The 25,237-nt window shown below is 60.7% G+C and carries 23 protein-coding genes; 11 read left to right on the forward strand and 12 right to left on the reverse strand.

Going from position 1 to position 25,237, the window contains the following annotated elements:
- From L6D74_RS04635 to L6D74_RS04645, 3 genes are all read right to left on the reverse strand, one after another.
- Nucleotides 1–759: an anti-sigma factor family protein gene (locus tag L6D74_RS04635; RefSeq protein ID WP_236187831.1), complete on the reverse strand. Its 759-nt coding sequence runs from the start codon at nt 757–759 to the stop codon at nt 1–3.
- Complete coding sequence (locus L6D74_RS04640) at nt 756–1,241, reverse strand: RNA polymerase sigma factor (protein ID WP_373874452.1); 486 nt, start codon at nt 1,239–1,241, stop codon at nt 756–758. The genes L6D74_RS04635 and L6D74_RS04640 overlap by 4 nt, the downstream gene beginning before the upstream one ends.
- Nucleotides 1,242–1,303: 62 nt before the next feature.
- A complete protein-coding gene (locus tag L6D74_RS04645; protein WP_064596871.1) occupies nt 1,304–1,837 on the reverse strand; it encodes a tetratricopeptide repeat protein in 534 nt (177 codons plus the stop codon).
- A gap of 158 nt (nt 1,838–1,995) precedes the next feature.
- Between L6D74_RS04645 and L6D74_RS04650 the strand changes: the two genes are divergently transcribed.
- The 3 genes from L6D74_RS04650 (at nt 1,996) to nudC (ending at nt 4,501) form a co-directional block, all read left to right on the forward strand.
- The gene (locus L6D74_RS04650; RefSeq protein WP_236187833.1) at nt 1,996–2,769 is read left to right on the forward strand and encodes a class I SAM-dependent methyltransferase; all 774 of its coding nucleotides are present in this window, start codon (nt 1,996–1,998) and stop codon (nt 2,767–2,769) included.
- Nucleotides 2,770–2,851: 82 nt separating this feature from the next.
- Entirely contained in the window at nt 2,852–3,664 is an 813-nt protein-coding gene (locus tag L6D74_RS04655) for a crotonase/enoyl-CoA hydratase family protein (RefSeq protein ID WP_085646668.1), read from the forward strand.
- Between the two features lie 6 nt (nt 3,665–3,670).
- Nucleotides 3,671–4,501 (forward strand): NAD(+) diphosphatase, encoded by an 831-nt coding sequence (gene nudC, locus L6D74_RS04660; RefSeq protein ID WP_064596865.1) that lies wholly within the window; start codon nt 3,671–3,673, stop codon nt 4,499–4,501.
- Here the strand turns inward: nudC and L6D74_RS04665 are convergent.
- Nucleotides 4,469–5,248 carry a TSUP family transporter gene (locus L6D74_RS04665; RefSeq protein WP_011334290.1) on the reverse strand — a complete coding sequence of 260 codons (780 nt, stop codon included), beginning with the start codon at nt 5,246–5,248 and terminating at the stop codon, nt 4,469–4,471. The genes nudC and L6D74_RS04665 overlap by 33 nt on opposite strands.
- A 349-nt stretch (nt 5,249–5,597) precedes the next feature.
- Here L6D74_RS04665 and sfnG point away from each other — a divergent pair, with 349 nt between their 5' ends.
- Nucleotides 5,598–6,692 (forward strand): dimethylsulfone monooxygenase SfnG, encoded by a 1,095-nt coding sequence (gene sfnG, locus L6D74_RS04670; protein ID WP_064596862.1) that lies wholly within the window; start codon nt 5,598–5,600, stop codon nt 6,690–6,692.
- A 42-nt stretch (nt 6,693–6,734) separates the two neighbouring features.
- Here the strand turns inward: sfnG and L6D74_RS04675 are convergent, their stop codons facing one another.
- A complete protein-coding gene (locus tag L6D74_RS04675; RefSeq protein ID WP_007951263.1) occupies nt 6,735–7,214 on the reverse strand; it encodes a nuclear transport factor 2 family protein in 480 nt (159 codons plus the stop codon).
- A gap of 53 nt (nt 7,215–7,267) precedes the next feature.
- Nucleotides 7,268–7,834 carry a TetR/AcrR family transcriptional regulator gene (locus tag L6D74_RS04680; protein WP_236187834.1) on the reverse strand — a complete coding sequence of 189 codons (567 nt, stop codon included), beginning with the start codon at nt 7,832–7,834 and terminating at the stop codon, nt 7,268–7,270.
- 217 nt (nt 7,835–8,051) lie between these two features.
- On the opposite strand from L6D74_RS04680, the gene pssA reads away from it, so the two are divergent.
- Nucleotides 8,052–9,395: a CDP-diacylglycerol--serine O-phosphatidyltransferase gene (pssA, locus tag L6D74_RS04685; RefSeq protein WP_236187838.1), complete on the forward strand. Its 1,344-nt coding sequence runs from the start codon at nt 8,052–8,054 to the stop codon at nt 9,393–9,395.
- 149 nt (nt 9,396–9,544) lie between these two features.
- Here pssA and efeO (L6D74_RS04690) read toward each other — a convergent pair whose 3' ends face one another.
- The 4 genes from efeO (L6D74_RS04690) to efeU are packed head-to-tail and all read right to left on the reverse strand — an operon-like array spanning nt 9,545 to nt 13,754.
- Complete coding sequence (gene efeO / locus L6D74_RS04690; RefSeq protein WP_039768660.1) at nt 9,545–10,369, reverse strand: iron uptake system protein EfeO; 825 nt, start codon at nt 10,367–10,369, stop codon at nt 9,545–9,547.
- A 21-nt stretch (nt 10,370–10,390) separates the two neighbouring features.
- Nucleotides 10,391–11,689, reverse strand: a complete 1,299-nt coding sequence (gene efeB, locus L6D74_RS04695) for an iron uptake transporter deferrochelatase/peroxidase subunit (RefSeq protein WP_085646664.1) — start codon at nt 11,687–11,689, stop codon at nt 10,391–10,393.
- A gap of 17 nt (nt 11,690–11,706) precedes the next feature.
- Nucleotides 11,707–12,906: an iron uptake system protein EfeO gene (gene efeO, locus L6D74_RS04700; protein WP_236187840.1), complete on the reverse strand. Its 1,200-nt coding sequence runs from the start codon at nt 12,904–12,906 to the stop codon at nt 11,707–11,709.
- A gap of 8 nt (nt 12,907–12,914) precedes the next feature.
- Nucleotides 12,915–13,754 carry an iron uptake transporter permease EfeU gene (efeU, locus tag L6D74_RS04705; RefSeq protein WP_085603429.1) on the reverse strand — a complete coding sequence of 280 codons (840 nt, stop codon included), beginning with the start codon at nt 13,752–13,754 and terminating at the stop codon, nt 12,915–12,917.
- Nucleotides 13,755–13,933: 179 nt separating this feature from the next.
- Between efeU and L6D74_RS04710 the strand changes: the two genes are divergently transcribed.
- Nucleotides 13,934–14,971, forward strand: coding sequence for an AraC family transcriptional regulator (locus tag L6D74_RS04710; RefSeq protein WP_064596850.1), 1,038 nt, complete (start codon nt 13,934–13,936; stop codon nt 14,969–14,971).
- Between the two features lies 1 nt (nt 14,972).
- Here the strand turns inward: L6D74_RS04710 and L6D74_RS04715 are convergent, their stop codons facing one another.
- Nucleotides 14,973–18,170 carry a dermonecrotic toxin domain-containing protein gene (locus tag L6D74_RS04715; RefSeq protein ID WP_236187842.1) on the reverse strand — a complete coding sequence of 1,066 codons (3,198 nt, stop codon included), beginning with the start codon at nt 18,168–18,170 and terminating at the stop codon, nt 14,973–14,975.
- Nucleotides 18,171–18,412: 242 nt separating this feature from the next.
- On the opposite strand from L6D74_RS04715, the gene L6D74_RS04720 reads away from it, so the two are divergent.
- The 5 genes from L6D74_RS04720 to L6D74_RS04740 are packed head-to-tail and all read left to right on the forward strand — an operon-like array spanning nt 18,413 to nt 23,993.
- Nucleotides 18,413–20,077 (forward strand): AMP-binding protein, encoded by a 1,665-nt coding sequence (locus L6D74_RS04720; RefSeq protein WP_236187846.1) that lies wholly within the window; start codon nt 18,413–18,415, stop codon nt 20,075–20,077.
- A 15-nt stretch (nt 20,078–20,092) separates the two neighbouring features.
- Nucleotides 20,093–20,854 carry an SDR family NAD(P)-dependent oxidoreductase gene (locus L6D74_RS04725; protein WP_236187849.1) on the forward strand — a complete coding sequence of 254 codons (762 nt, stop codon included), beginning with the start codon at nt 20,093–20,095 and terminating at the stop codon, nt 20,852–20,854.
- A gap of 12 nt (nt 20,855–20,866) precedes the next feature.
- Nucleotides 20,867–22,057: an acetyl-CoA C-acyltransferase gene (locus L6D74_RS04730; protein ID WP_236187855.1), complete on the forward strand. Its 1,191-nt coding sequence runs from the start codon at nt 20,867–20,869 to the stop codon at nt 22,055–22,057.
- Between the two features lie 20 nt (nt 22,058–22,077).
- Nucleotides 22,078–23,205: an acyl-CoA dehydrogenase gene (locus tag L6D74_RS04735; protein ID WP_011334278.1), complete on the forward strand. Its 1,128-nt coding sequence runs from the start codon at nt 22,078–22,080 to the stop codon at nt 23,203–23,205.
- A 14-nt stretch (nt 23,206–23,219) separates the two neighbouring features.
- Nucleotides 23,220–23,993 carry an enoyl-CoA hydratase gene (locus L6D74_RS04740; RefSeq protein ID WP_039768644.1) on the forward strand — a complete coding sequence of 258 codons (774 nt, stop codon included), beginning with the start codon at nt 23,220–23,222 and terminating at the stop codon, nt 23,991–23,993.
- 89 nt (nt 23,994–24,082) lie between these two features.
- Here L6D74_RS04740 and L6D74_RS04745 read toward each other — a convergent pair whose 3' ends face one another.
- Nucleotides 24,083–25,234: an acyl-CoA dehydrogenase family protein gene (locus L6D74_RS04745; protein WP_007951276.1), complete on the reverse strand. Its 1,152-nt coding sequence runs from the start codon at nt 25,232–25,234 to the stop codon at nt 24,083–24,085.
- Nucleotides 25,235–25,237: the final 3 nt, after the last annotated feature.

The following is a 25,237-nucleotide window of genomic DNA, read 5'->3' on the forward strand; positions in this document are numbered from 1 at the left end:
TTAAACGTTCAGCCTGGTCTTAAACATTTTCGCCATGTCTTCCAGCTCGGAAGCCGGGTGATGGCCGATCAGCATCCAGGCGTGCTCGCGTTCGGTCCAGTACACCACGTTCATCCCGTGACGGCGCTCATGGGCCAGCGGCTGGCTGCCGCTGTTGGTGCGCGTGACGCACAGCGCCAGCGGGCCGTGGGTGGCGTCGAGCCAGGTCATCTGGGCGATGGGCACGCCGTCATACTCGAGCAATTGCGCGCGTTTGAACTGCGCGCCGGGCAGTTTGAGTTTCGCCGGCGACAGGCTTACACCCAGCCGCGCATCGACGGTTCGCAACTGCGCCAGTTGCGAGGCTTCATCGGTGGGCAGATGTTCGAGGGTCTGCGGCACATACAGCGCCATGTAATCGCCCACCAGTTCGCGCCAGTTGTGCGATTGCTGCGCTTGCCAGGCCAGAAACAAACGGTCCGCCGCAACAGCTGCGAGCGCCACGCCCGCTGCCGCCGCGCCGATGAACCAGCGCCGGCTGAAACCGGGTTTCTGCGGTGACGGCGCGGCATCGAGCCGGGCCTGCAAACGGTCGAGCGGCGCCTGTTGCGCCTGTTCGTCATAGGCGGCCTTGAACGGCAGGGTGCTGCGGCTCAGCCATTGCACCCGCAAACTCAGCAGCGGATCGTCGGCGATGAGGCTGTCGAGCTGGCTGCGCTGTTCGCGGTCCAGTTCATCGTCCAGATACGCCACCAGTTGCTCGTCGGAAGGCGTATTCATTGCCGGTCTCCTGCGGGGGTGTTCGGAACCGCTTGCAGCGGCGGGTATTCGGCCAGCTTCAGGCGCGCGGTGGCCAGGCGGCTCATGACTGTGCCGATCGGCACTTGCAGGATCTCGGCGACTTCGCGGTAGGACAGGCCTTCAACGTAGGCCAGATAAACCGTTTCACGTTGAGTTTCCGGCAGCGCATCGACCCGGCGGATCACCTGCGCGGCCATCACGTGGGTCTGCGCGGCGTATTCGCCATCGAAGGTCAGCTGCCTGTCGGCATCCGCCACACCCTGGCCCTGGCGCACCCGGCGGGCGCGCACTTCGTTGAGCCAGATCGAATGCAGGATGCTCAGCAGCCAGCGATCCATGCGCGTGCCGGCCACGTACTGGCCCGAACGCTCCAGCGCCCGCACGCAGGTGGCTTGCACCAGATCCTCTGCCACGTGCCGATTGCGCGACAGCAGCAAGCCGTAACGCCACAGGCGCGCCAAGTGTTGCCCGAGTTCGGCTCTGAAGGCCTGATCGCTGAAAATGTTCGCCTCCGCGTGTCGTGTCAGGTTTTCGATGAATCGTTGATGGCTTCGGCCAGGTCCCGGTATTCCTCGCAGGTCGTGCCGCAGATCTTCTGGATGTGCTGCAACTGCTCCTGCGCCAGATCGACGCGGCCCTTGATGACGTAAGCCTCGCCCAGGTATTCGCGGACCTGCGCGTACTGCGGATCAAGCTTCACCGATTGCAGGTAATAACCGATGCCTTCGTCGGTGCGCCCCAGTTTGCGCGTCGCGTAACCGCGATAGTTGAGAGCCTTGGCGGTGTTCGGTTGTTCCAGCGTATCGAGCAGGGCCAAGGCTTCTTCATAGCGGCCGGCCTTGGCCAGGCGGTAGGCGTAATCGGTCCGGTCGGCGTCGGGCACCAGATGGCTGGTCTGCATCACGCACTTCTGCGTTTTGGTGTCGAATACCTGGCCTTTGGGGCAGTTGGGTTTCTGCACCGGTGCCTCTTCATCGCCATTGGCGAAGGCGAGGGGGCTCGCGAAAGCGGCGGCTACCAGCAACGGGGCGGCGAACATAACGGAACGGATAGTCATGGGCAAGGCTCCACAAGGGGTCATGTTTCACTTTGAACACCGCAGGGTGAACATTTATTCATTGCTTTGTCAGGCTTTGTTAAAGGAAAGCCGTTTTTCCGGCGCTATGCTGGTCAGCGTTCGTCGTCGATCTGCAGTTCTACCATGGGAGTTTGGCCATGAAAGATCAGGTTCACCACTCGGCCGCCAGCGGCTACAAAACCGCCGCCGACACCTACGTCAAAGGCCGGCCCGACTACCCGCCGGCCGTCAGCGAATGGCTGACCGGCACACTGGGCCTCGATGCCCACAAGACTGTTATCGACCTTGGCGCCGGCACCGGCAAGTTCACCGGACGGCTGGTGGCGACCGGCGCCCAGGTGATTGCCGTAGAGCCGGTGGCGCAGATGCTGGAAAAACTGTCGCTGGCCTGGCCGCAGGTGTTGGCCGTCAGCGGCACAGCAACGGATTTGCCGCTGCCCGACGCCTCGGTGGATGCCGTGGTGTGCGCGCAAGCCTTTCACTGGTTTGCCCGTACCGAAGCCCTGGATGAAATCGCCCGGGTCCTCAAGCCGGGTGGCAAGCTGGGCCTGATTTGGAACCTGCGCGACACCCGGATCGACTGGGTGCCCAAGCTGGACGCCATCGTCAATGCGCTGGAAGGCGACACGCCACGCTTCTACACCGGCGAATGGCGCAAAGCCTTTCCCCATCCGGCGTTCGGGCCGTTGCAGGCGCAGCATTTCCAGCACGGGCATACCGGCGCGCCGGAAGATGTGATTTTCAACCGAGTGCGCTCCACCAGTTTCATTGCCGCGCTGAGCGATCAGCAGCGCGCGAAGATCGACGAGCAAATTGCTCAACTGATTGCCGGCGAGCCGCAGCTGTGGGGCAGGGAGATAGTGACGGTGCCTTACGAGACCGCCGCCTTCATCGCGGTGAAGAACGGCTAGAGTCCCGCATTTGGCCGAACCGCCGTGCTGATGCCTTGTTATAGTTCGGACCTCATTTTCAGCCCGGTAAAGGATTTCTGCCATGACTCAATACACCGCCTTCAGCGTCGAACTGGCCGACAACATCGCCCATGTGCAGATCAATCGTCCGGAAAAGATCAACTCGATGAACGCCGCGTTCTGGAGTGAAATCGTCGAGGTGTTCCAGTGGATCGACGACACCGACGAAGTGCGGGTGGTGGTGCTCAGCGGTGCTGGTAAACACTTCTCCTCGGGCATCGACCTGATGATGCTGGCCGGTGTGGCCAATGAGCTGGGCAAGGACGTCGGCCGCAATGCGCGCCTGCTGCGCAAGAAGATCCTGAGCCTGCAAGCGTCCTTCAATGCGGTCGACAATTGCCGCAAACCGGTACTCGCGGCGATCCAGGGTTATTGCCTGGGCGGCGCCATCGACCTGATCGCCGCCTGCGACATGCGCTACGCCGCCGAAGACGCGCAATTCTCGATCAAGGAAATCGACATCGGCATGGCGGCCGACGTCGGCACCCTGCAACGGTTGCCACGGATCATCGGTGACGGCATGCTGCGTGAGCTGGCTTACACCGGTCGCACCTTTGGCGCCGAAGAAGCGCGCAGCATCGGCCTGGTCAATCGCGTCTACAGCGACAAGGACAGCCTGATCGAAGGCGTGATGGACATCGCTCGGGACATCGCCGGCAAGTCGCCGATCGCGGTCACCGGCACCAAGGAAATGATCAGCTACATGCGCGACCATCGCATCGACGACGGTCTCGAGTACGTTGCCACCTGGAACGCCGCCATGCTGCAATCCAACGATTTGCGCGTGGCCATGGCCGCCCATATGAGCAAACAGAAACCCGAATTTCTGGATTGAGAAACCATGACATCTCGCTGGACCACTGCAGTACTGGACACCGATCAACCCGGCGGCTGGGCCGTGGCGCGCAGCCCCGAGGGTTTCCTGTTCGATGACAACGGCGCGCTGTTCCCCCGGGAATGGCTCAAGCGCCAAGACTTGTCGATCCTGGCCGAGCACGGTATCGGCCACCTTGATGGCGAGCCGGTGTATCTGCTGGAACTGCACAGCACCAGCGAGGTGCCGGGTTGCAACTGGAAAGGCTTGCGGGCGTTCATGCTCGACGGCGATCACACGATCTACAAAGTGCTGGGTTACGCGGCGCAAATCGGCACCTGGGCCCGTGAGCACCGGTTCTGCGGCAATTGTGGTCAGGCCATGACCCAGGTGCCGCGGGAGCGGGCGATGTATTGCCAGCCCTGCGATCTGCGCAGTTATCCGCGGATTTCGCCGAGCATGATCGTGCTGGTGACCCGTGGCGATGAGATCTTGCTGGCGCGTTCACCGCGTTTTGTCACCGGGGTCTACAGCACGCTGGCCGGGTTTGCCGAACCTGGGGAGTCGGCCGAGGATTGCCTGATCCGCGAAGTGCGCGAGGAAGTGCAGATCGAGGTGAAGAACATTCAGTACATGGGCAGCCAGTGCTGGCCGTTCCCGCACTCGATGATGCTCGGCTTCCATGCCGAATATGCCGGTGGCGAGATTGTCTGTCAGGAAGACGAGATCGAAGACGCCCAGTGGTTCAACGTGCACGCTCTGCCGCCGTTGCCGGCGTCCAAATCGATTGCCCGTTACCTGATCGACGTCTACGTGGCGCGGCGCTTAGGCCACGCTGAACCAGTGCTGCCAGGCTAGGCGCACGGTCAACCCCAACACCACGGTGATGAACACCGGACGAATGAACTTGGCGCCGCCGCTGATCGCGGTGCGCGCCCCGAAGAATGCGCCGACCATCACCGACAGGCCCATGCTCAGGCCGATGATCCAGTCCACCTGCCCGGAAAACACGAACACCGACAGCGCGGCAATGTTGCTGACGAAGTTCATGCTGCGTGCCACGCCGCTGGCCTTGACCAGATCGATCGGGTACAGCAGCAGGCTGCTGACGGTCCAGAACGCGCCAGTGCCGGGGCCGGCCACGCCGTCGTAGAAACCGAGGCTGAAGCCCTGGGTCGATTGCCACTTTTTCTTGATCGGTGCGTCGCTGTCCAGCGGCGCTTTCGGCGTGCCGCCAAACAACAGGTACAGGCCACAGGCGAAGACGATCACCGGCAGCATCTTGTTCAGCCATTCGGCGGGCAGGTAATGGGCGACGATGGCGCCGGTCAGCGCACCGACCAGCGTGCCGACGATAGCGTGCATCCACTGTTTGGGGTGGAACAGCTTGCGCCGGTAGAAGGTGAAACTGGCGGTGGCCGAACCGAAGGTCGAACTCAACTTGTTGGTGCCCAGAACCAGGTGCGGCGGCAGGCCGGCGGTGAGCAACGCAGGCGTGGTCAACAGACCGCCACCGCCGGCGATGGCGTCGATGAATCCGGCAATGAAAGCGACAAGGGCCAGAACGGCCAGGGTGGTGAGGTCAACGCTGAGTTCGAAAGGCATGGAATCGGCTTATTCGGCAGGGCGCAGAGCTGGGCTGCGGGGAGGGCAGCCATGTTACCTGTATCCAGCTTTTGCGGCGACCTGTCGGACGCCTTCGCGAGCAAGCCCGCTCCCACATTCTGGAATGCGTTCCCCTGTGGGAGCGAGCTTGCTCCGGGCGGCGATCCGACGAAGAGGTCAGTCCAATCCGCACATATCTCAACTGTTGCCCCTAGAACAGCCAGTCAACAAATCACCCTCACACAACGCATCCTGATTATCTGCAAGCCCAATAAAACCGGGCTATCGAGGCTGGCACGCTTGCTGCTCTAGCTCACTCACCTTCATCAACTGTCCCGAGGACACGCCAATGAGTCAGCAAGCCGTGAAATTTGCCTACTGGGTACCGAACGTCAGCGGTGGGCTGGTGGTCAGCAAGATCGAGCAACGCACTGATTGGGGCATCGACTACAACCGCAAGCTGGCGCAACTGGCCGAGGCGGCGGGTTTCGAATACGCCCTGACGCAAATCCGCTTCACCGCCGGTTACGGCGCCGAGTTCCAGCATGAATCGGTTGCTTTCAGCCATGCGCTGCTCGCGGCCACCAGCAAGCTCAAAGTCATCGCCGCCATTCTGCCCGGGCCGTGGCAACCGGCGCTGGCGGCCAAACAGTTGGCGACCATCGATCAACTCACCAACGGCCGGATCGCGGTGAACATCGTCAGCGGCTGGTTCAAGGGCGAATTCCAGGCGATTGGCGAGCATTGGCTGGAGCATGACGAGCGCTACCGTCGCTCGGAGGAGTTCATCCGTTCGCTGCGAGGGATCTGGAGTCAGGACAATTTCACCTTCCGTGGCGATTTCTATCGCTTCGACAACTACAGCCTCAAGCCGAAACCGCTGGGCCGGCCGGAAATTTTTCAGGGCGGCAGTTCTCGTGCCGCGCGGGACATGGCGGCACGGGTGTCGGACTGGTATTTCACCAATGGCAACAGCGTCGAGGGTATCAAGGCGCAGGTCGACGATATTCGCGCCAAAGCGGCAGCGAACCAACACTCGGTGAAAATCGGGGTAAACGCGTTTGTCATCGCTCGGGATACCGAGGAAGAAGCCAAAGCGGTGCTGGCGCAGATCATCGATCAGGCGGACCCGGAAGCGGTGAATGCCTTTGGGGATGCGGCGAAACAGGCGGGCAGGGCGTCGCCCGAGGGCGAGGGCAATTGGGCCAAGTCGACGTTCGAGGATCTGGTGCAGTACAACGACGGCTTCAAGACCAACCTGATCGGTACGCCACTGCAGATTGCCGAGAGGATCGTGGCGCTGAAAGCGGTGGGTGTCGACCTGGTATTGGCGGGATTCCTGCATTTTCAGGAAGAGGTGGAGTATTTCGGCCAGCGGGTGTTGCCGTTGGTGCGGGAACTGGAAGCCAAAGCGCAATCGATCCAGACCGCTGAAGTTGCTTGAAAATCCCTCCTGCACACTATGCAGGAGGGATCGGCTACTTAATTACAGACCCAGTTCGGACAACCCCGGATGATCATCCGGGCGGCGACCCAGCGGCCAGTGGAACTTGCGTTCGCTTTCCTTGATCGGCATGTCGTTGATGCAGGCATAACGCTGGAACATCAGGCCGTGCTCGTCAAATTCCCAGTTCTCGTTGCCGTAGGAACGGAACCAGTTGCCCGAATCGTCGTGCCACTCGTAGGCGTAGCGCACGGCAATGCGGGTGTCGGAGTAGGCCCAGAGCTCCTTGATCAGGCGGTAATCCAGCTCCTTGGCCCATTTGCGGGTCAGGAAACCCTTGGCTTCTTCGCGGTTGTTGGCGAATTCGGCGCGGTTGCGCCATTTGGTGTCCAGGGTGTAGGCCAGCGACACGCGCTCCGGGTCGCGGGAGTTCCAGCCATCCTCGGCCAGACGAACTTTTTCAATGGCTGATTCACGGTTGAACGGTGGCAATGGCGGACGAACTTCGGCTGCAGTAGACATGTTTGTCTCCCGATCTGTTAACAGTTAAACAACTTGTCAGGCTTATTAAGGCGTTACAGGTCCAATAACTTTCGCGCCATGCATTGCGCATTATCGGCGGCACTGTGATCACCCATCACAAGCGCTACGGTAATGGCGCCGTCAATCAGGATCAGCAACTGTTTGGCCAGCAGTTGCGGGTCCACGGCCCCATGTTCGGTACACAGCTCGCACAGGTAGTCGAGCAGTTTCTGTTTGTGGTCTTTGGCGACCAGGCGAACCGGATCCTCGGGATCGCCGGTCTCGCCACTGGTATTGATGAAGGCACAGCCCCGGAAGCCTTCCGAGGCGAACCAGCCCTTGAGCACGGTAAACAGGTTGAGCAGGCGGTCGGCCGGGGTCTCGGCCTGATCGACGGCGCTTCTGTACCAGTGCATCCAGCGCACGTCGCGGCGTTGCAGGGCGGCGACGGTCAGCTCCTCCTTGTTGGCGAAGTAGCGGTAGATACTCTTTCTGGAAACGCCGGCGGTTTTCACCAGAAGATCCATGCCGGTGGCGGCGATGCCACTTTTGTAGATCAACTTTTCGGTGACATCCAGAATGATGTCTCGGGTGGTGTCGTTGCTTGTGATTTCGTTCATGTGGCGAACAGTAGAACGATCGTTCTCCTTGGTCAAGCGGATATTTCTTTCATCTGGAAGATAGCGATCGCCAGCAGGCCGGCTCCCACAGAAAAAATGCATTTCAGCCGAGGGAACCTGGCGGCTGGTGATGAAGTCATTACAGACACTCACAAGACCCGAAGGAGTTGATGGTGTAAGCTCTCGGGTTCTTCGGATTCGACCCATTGCGAGCCCTATGCCGTTGCTTTTCAAACGCTCTCTGCTGCCCAAACTGCGCAGCTTTCCGCTGACCGCCGAGGCCGTGACGATCCTGCCCGGCGCCGCCGATTTCCGTCGTTGCCTGCTGGAGAAAATCGCCCAGGCGACCCGGCGCATTTACCTCGTCGCGCTTTATCTGCAAAACGATGAAGCCGGCCAGGAAATCCTCGATGCCTTGCACGCCGCCAAACTCAAGCGTCCCGAGCTTGAAATCGCGGTGGTCGTCGACTGGCTGCGGGCCCAGCGCGGCTTGATTGGTGCCGGCAAGCAGCCGGGCAATTCGGCGTGGTATCAGGAAATGACCCGCACCCACCAGAGCGTGGTGCCGGTCTACGGCGTGCCGGTGCAGACCCGCGAGCTGTTCGGCGTGCTGCACCTCAAAGGCTTCGTGATCGACGATTGCGTGGTCTACAGCGGTGCGAGCCTGAACAACGTCTACCTGCACAAATTCGACAAGTACCGTTTCGACCGTTATCACGTGTTGCAAAGCCGCGAACTGGCGGACTCGATGCACCATCTGGTCAAGCACGGCCTGATCGAATCGAAAGCGGTGCATCGCCTCGACCTGCCGAACCTGCCGACCACCCGCAGCCTGCGCAACGACATCGGCGACCTGCGCAGCCGCCTCAAATATGCGGCCTACGACACCAGCGTCGGCAGCACGGCGCACACTGGCCTGTCGGTCAGCCCGTTGCTGGGTGTGGGCAAGAACAATCCGCTGAACCGGGTGATTCTCGAGCTGATCGCCAGCGCCCAGAAGCAACTGACCATCTGCACACCGTACTTCAACCTGCCGCTGGGGGTGATCCGCGAGATCAACCGCGCACTGGCGCGCGGCGTGAAGATCGACATCGTGGTCGGCGACAAGACTGCCAACGACTTCTACATCCCGCCGAGCGAGCCGTTCAAGGTGATCGCCGCGCTGCCGTATCTGTACGAGATCAGCCTGCGCCGCTTCGCCAAGCGGCATCAGCGCAACATCGACAGCGGCCAGTTGAACCTGCACCTGTGGCGTGAAGGCGACAACAGCTATCACCTCAAGGGCATGTGGATCGACCAGCGCTACACGTTGCTGACCGGCAATAACCTGAACCCGCGGGCGTTTCGGCTCGATCTGGAAAACGCCTTGCTGATCGATGACCCGAAAGGCGAATGGCTGGAGCCGCGCCGCCTGGAGCTGGAGAACATCTTCGAACACACCACGCGGATCGCACGCTTCCAGGATCTGGAAGCCCTGCCGGATTACCCGGCCGGGGTGGCCAAGTTCCTCAAGCGCGTGAGCCGGGTGCGGGTCGAGCGGTTGCTGTATCGCATTCTCTAGGATCCGAAATTTTCGGCGCTGCTAAAAATACCTTCGCGAGCAAGCCCGCTCCCACACAGGGTCTTTGTTGAACACAAAATTGTGCTCAGCGAAGATCCAGTGTGGGAGCGGGCTTGCTCGCGAAAGGGGTAGAACAGGCGCTACACGTCTCAGTTCAAACCCAATTTCCCACGCAATGTGGAAAGGTCTTCAGCCAGGGTATTGACCGGGCCGACCAACGCCTTGCGGTCGTTGTCCTTGACCTTGTCGTAAGTCTCGAAACCACCGTCCCTGGTCTTGTACTTGGCCAGGATCTTGTCCACGGTGGCGAAGTTCTTGTCGACTTTGGCGACGAAGGCTTTGTCCTGTTTCTCAATCTGCGGACGGAACAGGTCGACGATTTTCTTCGCGCCGTCGATATTGCCCTGGAAGTCATAGAGGTCGGTGTGGCTGTATCGGTCTTCTTCACCGGAGATCTTGGTCGCGGCGACTTCTTCGAGCAGTGCAGCGGCGCCGCCGACGACTTTCTCCGGCGGGAAGGTCAGGCCGGCGACGCGGGTTTGCAGGTCCTTCACGTCCTTGTTCAGGCCGTCGGCCAGGGCGTCCAGATCCTTGGTGCTCTTTTCCGAGAACAGCGAGTACTCGATGCGGTGGAAACCGGTGAAGTCTTCGGCTTTTACGCCTTGCTCGTGGTCGTCGACGCGAGAGTCGATGGACGCGTCGAGGTCACTGAACAGCTCGGCGATCGGCTCGATCGACTCGTAATAAACGCGGGTCGGTGCGTAGAGCTTCTGCGCGGTGGCCAGGTCGCCTTTTTTCACCGCGTCGGTGAACTGCTGAGTGTGGCTGGCCAGTTCATCCAATTGTTCGGTGACGTAGATCTTGTAGTCCGACACCGGCCCCACCAGATCCAGAGGCGCGGTCGCGGCGAACGCCGACAGCGGGGTGTTGAGCAAACCAAGGGTCAGCAATAACGCGAGTGGCGTCTTTTTCATGGGGGCGGCTCCTGTTGAATGCTATGCAGTTGTTTTTGGTTGAGTAGCGTTGAGCAGCGAGCGACCGATGAAGTCCTTGTCGCCCGTGACACCCGGCAGGGTGAAGAAGTAACCGCCGCCGACCGGCTTGAGGTATTCCTCCAGCGGTTCGCCGTTGAGACGGGTCTGCACGGTGATGAAGCCTTTTTCCAGATCCGCCTGATAGCAAATGAACAAAAGGCCCATGTCGAGCTGGCCGTTCTTGTTCACGCCGTTGGAGTAGTTGAACGGCCGGCGCAGGATCAGATTGGCCTGACTCGCGGCGGTGCGCGGATTGGCCAGGCGAATGTGCGCGTCGAGTTTGGTCAGCTTGCCTTCCGGATCCTTGCTGTAATCCGGGACTTCGGTCTCATGGCTGGCGCCCATCGGCGCACCGGTGGTTTTGACTCGGCCGATGATGCTTTCCTGTTCCTGCAACGGCGTGCGGTCCCAGCGTTCGACAAAGTTGCGGATGATCCGCACCGCCTGATAACTGCCGTGGGTGGCCCAGGCCGGTTCATCACTGCCCGGTTGCACCCAGACGATGCGATCCATGGCTTTGCCGTCGTTGGAATCCGGGTTGGCCGAACCGTCGCGGAAACCCAGGAAATTACGCGCCGATTGCGCCGGCACACCGGGCTTGGCCGGGGCTTGTGGCGGCACGCTGCCTTCCTGTTTCCAGCGCACCAGCAGCAGGTCCGGCAGGTTCTTCACGATGTCGCGCAGGGCGTGGATGTTGGTGTCGGCGGTGTTGGAGCAGAACTGCAGGCTCAGGTCGCCGTGGCAGCAATCGGCTTCTAGCGCATCGTTGGGGAAACCGACCATGCGCACCAGACGCTTGGGTTTGGCGGACGCGAGGCCGAAGCGCTCATCGAACAACGATTCGCCGACGGACACGGTGATGGTCAGGTTGTCCGGCGTCACCACCGGGCCGAGGATTCCGGAATCCGGCGGCGGCAACTTCGGATCGATCTGCGCCACCGGGCCGCCCTTCATCAGGAATGAGATGCGCTCGTTGAGGGTGCGGAACAGCCGCTCCAGGTCTTCACGGTCGCTGGCCAGTACATCGAACGACACCAGCATGCCGGCCGCCGGACGCGGGGTGACGATGCCAGTCTGGTGCACGCCATGGAAATCGTGGTGATCCTGGGTCTTGTCGCTGCTCGGCGCTTCGGTGACTTGCGCAGGGGCGGCGGCCATTGCCGGGCAGCTCAGGGCAGTACCGGCCAGTGCGACGCCGGCGGCGCCCATGCCCATCAGTACGCGGCGACGTTGCAGGTTGAAGTGTTCGGAATCGTTCATCGGTATTCGTCTTCTGCTTACAGGCCGGAGAGGCCGAGGGCGGGATCAATGGCGTCGAGGGCGTCGGCCAGGGCCTTGGCCTTGTCGGCGATCTGCTTGCGTTGCTCACCGTTGACGGTGTCGTAACTGGCGTAGCCGTCCTTGACCTTGAAGCCGTTCAGCGTGGTATCGAAATCAGCCATTGCGCCGTCGATTTTCGGCAGCAGGTCAGCGGCGGATTTGCTCAGCAGCGGGCGCAGCAATTCGACGACTTTGTGCGCGGTTTCCTGATTGGCTGCGAAGCCGTTGAGATCGCTGTGGCTGTAGCGTTCCTCTTCGCCGCTGGCGGCGCGCACGTCGGCGAGGGTGTTGAGGTTGCGCACGACGATTTCCACCAGTTGCTCCGGCGGCAGCGATTGGGCCAGCAGCTGTTGTTTGAGCGTGGTGACGTTGTCGAGCAAGCCCTGGGCAATCGGTGTCAGACCATCGAGTTTGCGTTGCTGGAACAGCGCGTATTCGAGACGGTGGAAACCGACGAAGGCCGGATCCTGCTCGCGTTTTTCGAAGTAATCGGCGCGGGCGTTGATGCTGTTGTCCAGTTCCGCCAGGCGTTGTGCGGCCGGGGCCAGACGCTGGTACGCGGCGCGGGCCGGCAAATACAACGCCTGGGCCTGGGCCAGATCGCCGCTGTCGATGGCTTGATTCAGCGCCGTCACGGCTTTGATCAGCGCGCTGCTCTGGCTGGCCAGGTAGACGCGGAACTCCGACAGCGGCCCGACGAAGGCAACCATTGACGGCTTGGCCTTGGCGGCGGCATCCGAAGCGGCGGTCGGCGTCACGTGCAGGGTGCCGCGCGGGTTGCTCAGCAGGCCGCAGGTGATGGCGTAGTCGCCGGGTTGCAGGTTGGCGTTGATCACCTGGCTCAGGCCCGGCGCGATGTTCTCGCGCTCTTCGATCACCAGCACGCCGTCGAGAATTTCCCACTCCACCGCCCGGTCGGAGCGATTGACGATGCGGAAACTGGCGCGGCCGGCCGGCACCGTCAGGGCGTTCGGTTCGCAACTGTGCGGATGGATGTTGACCACCACTTCGTCACGGTTGTGCTGACGTTTGGCGGCGGCCAGTTTCGAGGCGTAGTAGAACAGGCCACCGGCGGCGATCATCACGACCACCGAACCGGCCACCGCCCAGCGCAAGGCGCGGGGAGGCGAGGCCTGAGGAATATTAGGCTTTGACATGAAGGCCCTTATTGGCTGGAAACGGAAGACGATTGGGCAGCGGGTTTGGGTGCCGGCATGAAGAACATGACCAGCGCCACCAGCAGATAAATCAGGTACGCGCCGAGGGTGCTGACGGTCGGTGCATCCTGATAACCGAACATGCCGGCCAGCACCGAGCCCAGCGGGCCGTCCATCGGCAGCGTCGCGCTGAAGTCGAAGAGCACGGTTTGCAGGTGGTTCCACACCCCGGCTTCATGCAGGGCCTGCACCGAGTTGGCGAGAATCCCGGCGGCGACCACGAGGATGAACAGCCCGGTCCAGCGGAAGAACGCCGATAGATTCAAACGCATGCTGCCGCTGTAGATCAGGAAGCCGACGACGATCGCCAGAATCAGGCCGAGCAGGGCGCCGATCGGCGCGGCCGGGCCTTCGCTCTGCTGGAACACGGCGAGCAGGAAGAACACGGTTTCCAGGCCTTCCCGGGCCACGGCGAAAAACACCATGGCGATCAGCGCGATGACCTGATGCTTCGACGCGGTCAGCGCATGATCGAGGGAGGCTTGCAGTGAATGCTTGATCGAACGCGCCACTTTGCGCATCCAGAACACCATCGAACTGAGAATCCCCACGGCGACGAGGCCGACCACGCCTTCGAACAGTTCCTGTTGCTTTTGCGGGAATTCGGCACTGACCAGCTCCAGGCCACCGCCGACCAGCAACGCCAGCGCAGCAGCGAGAAACACGCCGATCCACACCGCCGGCATCCACTGGCCACGGCCGGTCTGTTGCAGGTAGCTGGCGATGATGCCAACGATCAGCGCGGCTTCGATGCCTTCGCGCAACATGATCAAAAAGGGAACGAGCATTCGGCGGTCACTGTGTAACGAAATGAGGTTACAAGTTGTAACATAATGAAAGTCATTCTCACATGGCATTCATTGACATTTAGCTGAACCTCAGCTGAACGAGTCTGAACATCCACGCCGCCCAGCCAGCTGCGCTAAGATGCCCGCCACTCGAACAACAACAGGATTGCGCGCGTTCCATGTCGGAAAAAGACACCATCGCCATTCAACTGGTGCGCGAAGCACTGCTGCAAAGTTGTGCCCCGGGCGTGGCCACGGAAGAAGTTTTGAGCAAGGTCGGGATCGATCCGGCGTTGCTGCCCACCGATGACGCCCGTGTGCCGGCCAGCCAGTACGCGCGGTTGTGGCGCCTGTTGGCGCGGCGCGGCGATGACGAGTTCTTCGGCATGGACCCGCGCAAGCTGAAATCCGGCAGCCTCGAATTCCTCTGCCGCAGCGCAATGGCCCAGCCGAACCTGGCGGCCGGGCTGAGCAGCGGTTTGAATTTCCTGTCGTTGATGCTTGAACGCCTGCCGGCGCAACTGGTGCACCAGCAGAGTCTGGCGGAGATCGTCCTGCTGGAAGACGATCCGGAACCGCGTCGCGCCTTCACCTATTTCACTTACTGGATGATCGTCCACGGCGTGGCGTGCTGGCTGGCGGGGCGGCGGATTCCGATCCTTGCCATCGAGCTGCGCTGCCCGGCGCCGGATTTCTGTGATGACTATCGGGTGATGTTCTCGGAAAACCTGCGTTTCGACCGGCCGCGCACGCGGATGATTTTCGCCGCCGACGTGCTGGATCTGCCGATCAAGCGCAGCGCCGAGGAATTGAAACGCTTCCTGGCCCATGCACCGGCCAACATTCTGGTGAAGTACCGCGACCCGGAAAGCCTCGCCAGCCGGATCAAGCAGGATCTGCGGCAACTGCCCGCCGAACACTGGCCGGAAACCGACGCACTGGCCCAGCAGTTGTGCATGTCGGCCTCGACCCTGCGCCGGCGTCTGGCTGAAGAAGGGCACACCTATCAGGGTTTGAAGGACAGCGTGCGCAAGGAGCTGGCGATTACCTGGCTGGCGGAGCCTTCGATCAGTTTCGTCGAAATCGCCGCGCGCTTGGGCTTTGCCGATGTCAGCTCCTTTTATAAAGCGTTCCGCAAATGGGCGGGTTCCAATCCAGGGCATTACCGTAATCTGATCCTCAGCCAGCCAGCCGAAGCTGGCTCGACTGAGGCGTGAGTCACAATTCTTTCACGTTGACTAACGAGGTGGTGCCGGTACCGAACGCCGAGGCCTTGATGCGCAATTGCAAGTCATTCTTGGACCCGCGCAAGACGTAGATATGATCCGACAGTTTCGGGCTTTCGAGCTTGAACAGCTTTACAGTGCCCTCTGGATAAAGCGTGGGATCAAGCTCCAGAACCGCGTGGATCTTGTTGGCACGGGATGAGACGTTGTAACGGTTTTTACCGAACAGGGTTTCCGAAAGCTGTTGCAGCGGCATCGAGTCTGGAGCGAGATCCGTCACATACAGTCCAACGATATTGCGTTGCGGTCTGCCGTAAGCATCGTTGGATGAGTTGTCGATAAACGCGCTTTTTGTGGCTCTGATTGTCGCCAGTTTATCCCTGTTCACGTAGTGATACAGACGCTTGGGCAGGGACTTGATTTCGGTTTCGACAACCGTCGGAAACCCGCTACTGTCAGCGATCAACCGGCGTGACGGCGCGGGTGCATCCGCGTTGGAACCGTCGTGGCCGCGCTTGCTTGGCGCGCCTCCTTTCAGATACAACCCCTTATCGAATGTCCATCGTCCCCGACCGTCCGACATCAGGAAGGGGCCGGGCCGCGGGTTATCCACCGGATCAATGATCAGCACCACCCCCTCTTCAATCGAAACCCGAAAAAACTGCCCTTCAACCAAGGCATGCCACTTGTCGTTGTACCGATAAAGTCCTTTGTTGCGTCCTTGCGCTACTGGTTCTCCGAGATCTGCCGGCTTTTCCAGCGCGAAGCTGTCGAGTATCGCTTTTTGCGCCCGGGAATAGGGTGAGCGTGGCGTAGCCCAGGTGTTTGTGGTGACTGATAGGTCTACCTGCGGATGCTGTTCACTCGGTAAGCCATGGTTTTCGACAATCGGTAAATCGGGCGTAGGGGAGGCGGGCCTTTCGACGGAATATTCGAATCCTTCCGTTTCGATAGACAGCTGCGCAACAGGTTCGGCGTTTTGTAAGCCCGTCGTGATGCGTCCGGCGTGCATGAGCACTGCCGCCAGGTTTAGCAGCATGTCAGCCACGGCAAAGGATTTGTCCTGACCGTCCGATTGCGCCAATGCTGCAAGGTCGGCCTTGAGACTAACTGCCAGTTGCACCAACCATCCGGCAGTGGCTGCCGGCCCGGTCACGAGCGGCAACAACGACTCGAATATCAACCAGCCGAGCGTCTTGAAGTGGGCCCAGCGATTTTCAGCGTTGGACACCGATTGCCGGTCTGCCAACTCAACGAGCGCCCGACCGTTCGCCTCATACCAGTTCTGAAAAACATCACCCTGCAGTGGGGATGCGTTCTCCAGTTCCCAGCGCAGACGTATTTCGTTGGCGCCCAGTAGCCCGGGGCGCCTGACCACGGCTTTGTACCAGGCATGGATGTTTTTTTGCAGTGTAGAGTCGGATTGAATTGCCTGTTGCAGATGGCTGCGCGAAGGGTATTGGATCAATGAAGGTGAATAGAAGGGTTGATAGAGGATGACGGGAGCATCGCTCCGGTCGCCGGCAGTAATGACGAACATATTCAGAACCGGCCCGAGCCGCAGGAGCAGAGGGCTGACAACGATGTCTTGAGTGGCCTCGCCGCCGTCAGCCAATGCGACGATCAGACGCACACCTTCCTCGTCAAAACCATGGGCGCCTGTCAGTTTGGCTTCCAGTGCCTGGAGCGGCAGTTGATTGCGCAGGTGAGCCGTAAACAGATTTTGGCGGAACGACGCCTCGGTAGGATTATCGAACAGATGCTGTTGCAGATACGCCGGGAAGGTACGGCCAATGTCCACCGACTGGATGAGTGCCTTGACATAATCGGTTGTCATCCATGCAGGTATTTCGCGCTGGTTCAGGCTTTTGACGGTTATCGTGCCCCATGGCAGGCCAGCGAGATTTTCCAGTGCAAAATCGATAATGCCCAGGCGAATCGTTTCCAGGCTTCCCCACCCACCAGGTACACCTCGAGCAACCTTGATGTTGAGTTCAATGTCATCAGGATCGACCGGCTCATGCCCGTCAAGGCTCATCTGATTGATGAGCGCTTGATAGGCAAAATCGCGAATGGAATCGAGATGAGTGAAAAACGTCGCGCCATCATGCTCCAAGTGAGTTGCCGCCATGGCCAACACATAGCGCCGATAGGTGCATCTTTCGCCGGGATCCGCATTCTTCAGCCATCGTGGCAAATGCTTGTCGACATTTTCCGCTTGGGAAACAGGCGACTGTTTCCCGGCCAACAGGAGTAGTGGATCGGTGGCCTGGTCGAACTGCTGCTCAGCGCTCTCGAACATTTCGTCGACCGGAATCTGTATGCGTTCAAGTTCCAACAGTTGCTGATCGATCAAGACCCGCACCAATTCATCAAAAATATCCGCATCAGGTTCATAACGTTCAACACTCAGGGACGTGACATCCCAGCGACACTCCAAGTGTCGGGAGATATTCTGTATGCAGTCTGACTCGGAGTTGAATCGCTCCCAGGCTCCCGAGGGTTGAATCAATACTGTTCCTGACTTATCCGTGACGAGCAAGGCAGGATAAACCAGCGAAAGACTATCCGTCCCGTTATTCAAAGTGAACTTCAATAGATAGGTCGGGGGTCGCAAATGCTCATTGAATAGTTGTCGATGTTGTTTTTGGGATTTTATGACCAAGCCAGTTAAAGCGAAATACAAGTCTTGATCTGTCTGGTGAAGCGACTCGTTGATATTCGATGCACAGGCATCTTTCAATGCCTCCGACAACCACTGCCAACGGCTCATGCCGTTATCGGTGGGTTGCTGCCAGTAGTCCAGCAACTGCTGCTGCAATGTGGTGATCAGTGTTTGACAGAGTTCTTCCAGGCTCAATTGGAAAGCGGCAAGATCGAAACGAACGCCGCCAGGGATATCCAACGGAGTGATCAGGTTATCCTCGTTTACAACAATACAGCGCCCTTCACAGAAAGCCTGGATAAACGTATCCAGTAAAGGTGCCGGCTCAGAGCTCGGGCCAAACCGGGTATCAAGATACAGTATCGTCTCAAGCAGCAGTGGCTGCGATCCAAGACAGTGCTGTAAATAATTCTCCAATTGCGATCGGGCAACACTGCGCAATGTAGGGCGGTCTTGGAATTTAGTAATTACCGATTGTTTGAAGATGAAATTATTATGATTGAACGAATTTTTTTGGGACGGCATGATGCGCTCCTTGCATGAAACAAAACCGTGGTTGTTTGTCATTGGACGCTATCAAGAAAACCAACTTGCGACTAATGGTTATAGTTATCTATATGTAAGGAATCGGTTGTGCGAAAGTCATGTTTGGCCAAACCAGTCATCCACTTTGAGGGCTTTGACCATTGCCGCAGCCGGCGTGCGGCGCGAGTATTCCTCTGTTGTTAACGGTTCCCCAACCTAATAAGAACAGAGGGATTCTGGCAATGCGCGATTACTTGTCTGCCACTGCACAGTTTGATTATCAGCACACCGTGGACGCCGCGCTCAGCGGCACGCTCGAGGCGCTCAACGCTTGCGTCGAATGTTGTGACCGCCACGCCTTGCCGGGGCGCATCGCCCTGTTCTGGGAAGGCCGCGATGGCACCAGTGCGACGTACACCTTCAGCGACCTGCAGGACAAAGCCGCGCGTTTCGCCAATTTCCTTCTCGCCCAGGGCGTGCAGAAGGGCGACAAGGTCGCCGGCCTGCTGCCGCGCAATATCGAATTGCTGATCACCGTGTTCGCCACCTGGCGCATCGGCGCGGTGTATCAACCGCTGTTCACCGCGTTTGGCCCCAAAGCCCTCGAACATCGCCTGAACAGCTCCGGCGCCAAAGTGGTGGTCACCGATGCCGCCAACCGGCCGAAACTCAGCGAAGTCGCCGATTGCCCGACACTGGTCACCGTCGGCGGCCCGAAAGGCCAGGGCATCGTCCGTGGCGATTTCAGTTTCTGGGCCGAGTTGCCCAACCATTCCAGTGTCTGCGAACCGCTGATGCTGACCGGCGAAGACCCGTTCCTGCTGATGTTCACCTCGGGCACCACCGGCCCGTCGAAAGCACTGTCGGTGCCGCTCAAGGCCATCGTTGCGTTCCAGAGTTACACCCGCGATGCCGTCGACCTGCGCCCGGAAGATGCGTTCTGGAACGTCGCCGATCCAGGCTGGGCCTACGGCATCTATTTCGGTGTCACCGGCCCGTTGTCGATGGGCCACCCGATCACGTTCTACGATGGCCCGTTCACCCTCGAAAGCACCTGCCGGGTGATCAACAAATACGGGATCACCAACCTCACCGGTTCGCCCACCGCCTATCGCCTGTTGATTGCCGGTGGCGATGAGTTCGCCAAGTCGATCAAGGGCAAGCTACGGATCGTCAGCAGCGCCGGCGAGCCGTTGAACCCGGAAGTCATCCGCTGGTTCGCCGACAACCTCGGCGTGGTCATTCACGACCACTACGGCCAGACCGAGCTGGGCATGGTCCTGTGCAACCACCACGGCCTCGAACACCCGATCCACCTCGGTGCCGCCGGTTTCGCTTCGCCGGGCCATCGCATCGTGGTGCTCGACGAGCAGAACAATGAACTCGGCGTCGGCCAGCCCGGCATCCTCGCCATCGACCGCACACAGTCGCCGATGTGCTGGTTCGCCGGCTACGAAGGCGCGCCGACCAAAGCCTTCGTCGGCGATTACTACCTGAGCGGCGACACCGTCGAGTGGAACCCGGACGGCAGCATCAGCTTCGTCGGCCGCAGCGATGACGTGATCACCACGTCCGGTTACCGGGTCGGCCCGTTCGACGTGGAAAGCGCACTGATCGAACACCCGGCCGTGGTCGAAGCGGCAGTGGTCGGCAAACCCGATCCGGAGCGCACCGAACTGGTCAAAGCCTTCGTCGTGCTCAACCCGCAATACCGCGCGGAACCGGCGCTTGCCGAAGAACTGCGCCTACACGTGCGCAAGCGTCTGGCCGCGCATTCGTACCCCCGTGAAATCGAATTTGTCAGCGAGTTGCCGAAAACCCCGAGCGGCAAATTGCAGCGCTTTATCTTGCGCAACCAGGAAATCGCCAAGGCTCAAGAGGCTGCGGCGCACAACGTTTCAGCTTGAATCAGGAAGTCAGTCATGCAGATCGAGAACAAGGTTTTTATCGTCACCGGCGGCGCGTCCGGCCTGGGTGCCGCTACCGCTGAATTGCTGGTGAACGCCGGCGCCAAAGTGATGCTGGTGGACATGAACGCCGATGCCGTCTTTGCCCAGGCTCAGCGCCTCGGCGCGCAAAGCGTGGTGGCCGACATCAGCAACGAAGCCGCTGCCGAGGCCGCTGTTCAGGCAACGGTAAAAGCCTTCGGCAGCCTGAATGGTCTGGTGAATTGCGCCGGCATCGTTCGCGGCGAGAAGATCCTCGGCAAGAACGGCCCGCACGCCTTGTCCAGCTTCGCTCAGGTGATCAACGTCAACCTGATCGGCAGCTTCAACATGCTGCGTCTGGCAGCGGCAGCGATTGCCGAAACCGAAGCCAACGCCGACGGCGAGCGTGGTGTGATCATCAACACCGCGTCGGTTGCGGCGTTCGACGGCCAGATTGGCCAGGCGGCGTACTCTGCATCCAAAGGCGCTATCGCCAGCCTGACCTTACCCGCCGCCCGTGAGCTGGCGCGCTTCGGCATTCGCGTGATGACCATCGCTCCGGGCATTTTCGAAACCCCGATGATGGCCGGCATGACCCCGGAAGTGCGCGACTCGCTGGCCGCCGGCGTGCCGTTCCCGCCGCGTCTGGGCAAACCTGCCGAATACGCCGCGCTGGTGCGGCATATCATTGAAAACAGCATGCTCAACGGTGAGGTGATCCGTCTCGACGGTGCCTTGCGCATGGCCGCCAAGTAAGGAGGATTTCCCATGACTATCTCCAATGATCCGATTGTCATCGTCAGCGCCGTCCGCACCCCGATGGGCGGTTTCCAGGGCGAACTGAAAAGCCTGACTGCGCCGCAACTCGGCGCAGCAGCAATCAAGGCGGCGGTTGAACGCGCCGGTGTCGCCGCCGATGCGGTCGATGAAGTGCTGTTCGGCTGCGTATTGCCGGCCGGTCTCGGTCAGGCGCCTGCGCGTCAGGCTGCGCTGGGCGCCGGGCTGGACAAATCCACCCGCTGCACCACGGTCAACAAGATGTGCGGCTCGGGCATGGAGACCACCATTCTGGCTCACGACATGCTGCTGGCCGGCAGTGCCGATGTGGTGATCGCCGGCGGCATGGAAAGCATGTCCAACGCGCCGTACCTGCTGGACCGCGCTCGCGCCGGCTATCGCATGGGCCACGGCCGGGTGCTGGATTCGATGTTCCTCGACGGCCTCGAAGACGCCTACGACAAGGGCCGCCTGATGGGCACCTTCGCCGAGGATTGCGCTGAAACCAACGGCTTCAGCCGCGAGGCTCAGGACGCTTTCGCCATCGCCTCGACCACCCGCGCCCAGCAGGCGATCAAGGACGGCAGCTTCAAGGCCGAGATCGTGCCGCTGACCGTGACCGTCGGCAAAGAACAAGTGATCATCAGCAACGACGAGCAGCCACCGAAGGCCAAACTGGACAAGATCGCTTCGCTGAAACCGGCGTTCCGCGAGGGCGGTACGGTAACTGCGGCCAACTCCAGCTCGATTTCCGACGGCGCCGCTGCGCTGGTGCTGATGCGTCAGTCGCAAGCGCAGAAACAGGGTCTGAAACCGCTGGCGGTGATTCACGGCCACGCCGCGTTTGCCGACACCCCGGGCCTGTTCCCGGTGGCGCCGATTGGGGCGATCAAGAAGCTGATGAAGAAAACCGGCTGGTCGCTGGATCAGGTCGATCTGTTCGAGGTCAACGAAGCCTTCGCCGTGGTCGGCATGGCGGCGATGACCCACCTGGAAATTCCTCACGCCAAGCTGAATATCCACGGCGGCGCCTGCGCCCTCGGCCACCCGATCGGTGCGTCCGGCGCGCGGATTCTGGTGACCTTGCTCTCGGCCCTGCGCCAGAAAGGCCTGAAACGCGGCGTTGCGGCGATCTGTATCGGTGGCGGCGAAGCCACGGCGATGGCTGTCGAGTGCGTCTGAACCCGAGTTAAGGATTTGCCATGATTCCCAATGACGACCAACAACAAATCCGCGACATGGCCCGGCAGTTTGCCGAGGAACGGCTCAAACCGTTCGCCGCCGAGTGGGATCGCGAACACCGCTTCCCGAAAGAAGCCATCGGCGAAATGGCCGGGCTGGGCTTCTTCGGCATGCTGGTGCCGGAGCAGTGGGGTGGTTGCGACACCGGTTATCTGGCCTACGCCATGGCCCTGGAAGAAATCGCCGCCGGCGACGGCGCCTGTTCGACCATCATGAGCGTGCACAATTCGGTGGGTTGCGTGCCGATCCTCAAGTTCGGCAACGACGACCAGCGCGAGCGCTTCCTCAAACCGCTGGCCAGCGGCGAGATGCTCGGTGCGTTCGCGTTGACCGAGCCCCAGGCCGGTTCCGACGCCAGCAGCCTGAAAACCCGCGCCCGGCTGGAAGGCGATCACTACGTGCTCAACGGCTGCAAACAGTTCATCACCTCCGGGCAGAACGCCGGGATCGTGATCGTGTTTGCGGTCACCGACCCAAGCGCCGGCAAGCGCGGGATCAGCGCGTTTATCGTGCCGACCGACTCGCCGGGCTACAAAGTCGCTCGCGTCGAAGACAAGCTCGGCCAGCACGCCTCGGACACCTGCCAGATTCTGTTCGAAGACGTGAAAGTGCCGGTGGCCAACCGGTTGGGCGAGGAGGGCGAGGGCTACAAGATCGCCCTGGCCAACCTCGAAGGTGGCCGCGTCGGCATCGCTTCGCAATCGGTGGGCATGGCCCGCGCCGCGTTCGAAGCGGCACGCGATTACGCCCGTGAACGTGACACCTTCGGCAAGCCGATCATCGAACATCAGGCCGTGGCTTTCCGTCTGGCTGACATGGCGACCCAGATCGCCGTGGCGCGGCAGATGGTGCACTACGCCGCCGCCCTACGTGATAGCGGTCAGCCGGCGTTGGTCGAAGCGTCGATGGCCAAGCTGTTCGCCTCGGAAATGGCCGAGAAGGTCTGCTCCATGGCATTGCAAACCCTGGGCGGTTACGGTTACCTCAACGACTTCCCGCTGGAGCGCATCTACCGCGACGTGCGGGTCTGCCAGATCTACGAAGGCACCAGCGACATTCAGCGCATGGTCATTTCGCGCAATCTTTGAGAAGGAATCTGCACATGAGTTACGAAACGATTTTGCTGGAAACCCATGGCCGCGTCGGCCTGATCACCCTCAATCGCCCGCAGGCGCTGAATGCCCTCAACGCGCAACTGGTCAGCGAAGTGAACCGCGCGCTCGATGGTTTTGAAGCCGACGCGAACATTGGCTGCATCGTCATCACCGGTTCGACCAAAGCCTTCGCCGCCGGTGCCGACATCAAGGAAATGGCTGATCTGACCTACCCGCAGATCTACATGGACGACCTGTTCAGCGACAGCGACCGCGTAGCCAACCGCCGCAAGCCGATCATCGCCGCCGTCAATGGTTTTGCCCTGGGCGGCGGCTGTGAACTGGCGCTGATGTGCGACTTCATCCTGGCCGGCGACAACGCCAAATTCGGCCAGCCGGAAATCAACCTCGGCGTGCTGCCGGGCATGGGCGGCACCCAGCGTCTGACGCGGGCGGTGGGCAAGGCCAAGGCCATGGAAATGTGCCTGAGCGGCCGCATGATCGACGCGGTGGAAGCCGAGCGCTGCGGCATCGTCGCGCGGATCGTGCCGAGTGCCGAGTTGCTGGATGAGGCGCTGAAAGTCGCTGCAGTGATCGCCAGCAAATCGCTGCCGATTGCGATGATGGTCAAGGAAAGCGTGAATCGTGCATTCGAAGTGAACCTGACTGAAGGCGTGCGCTTCGAGCGTCGGGTGTTCCATGCGGCGTTTGCGACGCAGGATCAGAAGGAAGGGATGGCGGCGTTTGTGGCCAAGCGACCTGCCGAGTTCCAGGGCAAGTAACGCGACGCCTCCATCGCCAGCAGGCTGGCTCCCACATTGGATCTGTGATTACACAAATCCCTGTGGCAGCCAGCCTGCTGGCGATGCTTTTAGAGCTGATAGTTCTTCAATTCCCGCGCAATCACCATCCGCTGTATCTCGCTCGACCCCTCGTAAATCTGGGTAATCCGCGCATCCCGGTAGTACTTCTCAACCGGGTAATCCTCCAGATACCCATACCCGCCATGAATCTGAATCGCTGACGAACACACCTTTTCAGCCATCTCCGACGCAAACAGCTTGGCCTGCGAAGCCTCCGACAGACACGGCTTGCCCGCCGTGCGCAGCCGCGCCGCGTGCAGGATCATCAAGCGGGCCGCGTTGATCTGCATCTGCATGTCCGCCAGCAGGTTGGCGATGCTCTGGTGCTCGACGATGGCCTTGCCGAACTGCACCCGATCACGGGCATAACCCAGCGCCGCCTCGAACGCCGCACGGGCGATGCCCAATGCTTGCGCGGCAATACCGATGCGTCCGCCTTCCAGGTTGGAAAGGGCAATCGCCAAACCTTTACCGCGTTCACCCAGCAGATTGGCTTCAGGAATGCTGCAATTGTTCAGCGTCACGGCGCAGGTGTCGGAGGCGCGGATGCCCATCTTGTGTTCGGTGCGATCGACGATGAAGCCCGGCGTATCGGTTGGCACCAGAAACGCCGAGATGCCACGCTTGCCCAGATCCGGATCGGTCACCGCAAACACGATCGCCAGCTTCGCCCGCTTGCCGTTGCTGACAAATTGCTTGGCGCCGTTGATCACCCATTGCCCGTCGCGCAGTTCGGCGCGGGTGCGCAGGTTGTGGGCTTCGGAGCCGGCCTGGGGCTCAGTCAGGCAGAAGCAGCCGATCACCGCGCCGCTGGCCAGATCCGCCAGCCAGGTCTGTTTCTGTTCTTCGCTGCCATAGTTGAGTACCGGCCCGCAGCCCACCGAGTTGTGGATGCTCATGAACGCGCCGGTGGCGCCGTCACCGGCGGAAATCTCTTCCACCGCCAGCGCATAAGCCACGTAGTCGACGTACGTGCCGCCCCATTCCTCCGGCACCACCATGCCCAACAGGCCGAGTTCGCCCATCTTCGCCACCAGGGCGTCATCGATCCAGCCGGCCTTTTCCCAGGCTTGTGCGTGGGGCGCGATTTCGCCACGGGCAAAGTCCCGGGCCATGTCGCGGATCATGACCTGGTCTTCAGTCAATTCGAGATCGTGCATGGC

It is taken from the genome of Pseudomonas pharyngis (assembly GCF_021602345.1).
Classification (GTDB): Bacteria; Pseudomonadota; Gammaproteobacteria; order Pseudomonadales; family Pseudomonadaceae; genus Aquipseudomonas; species Aquipseudomonas pharyngis.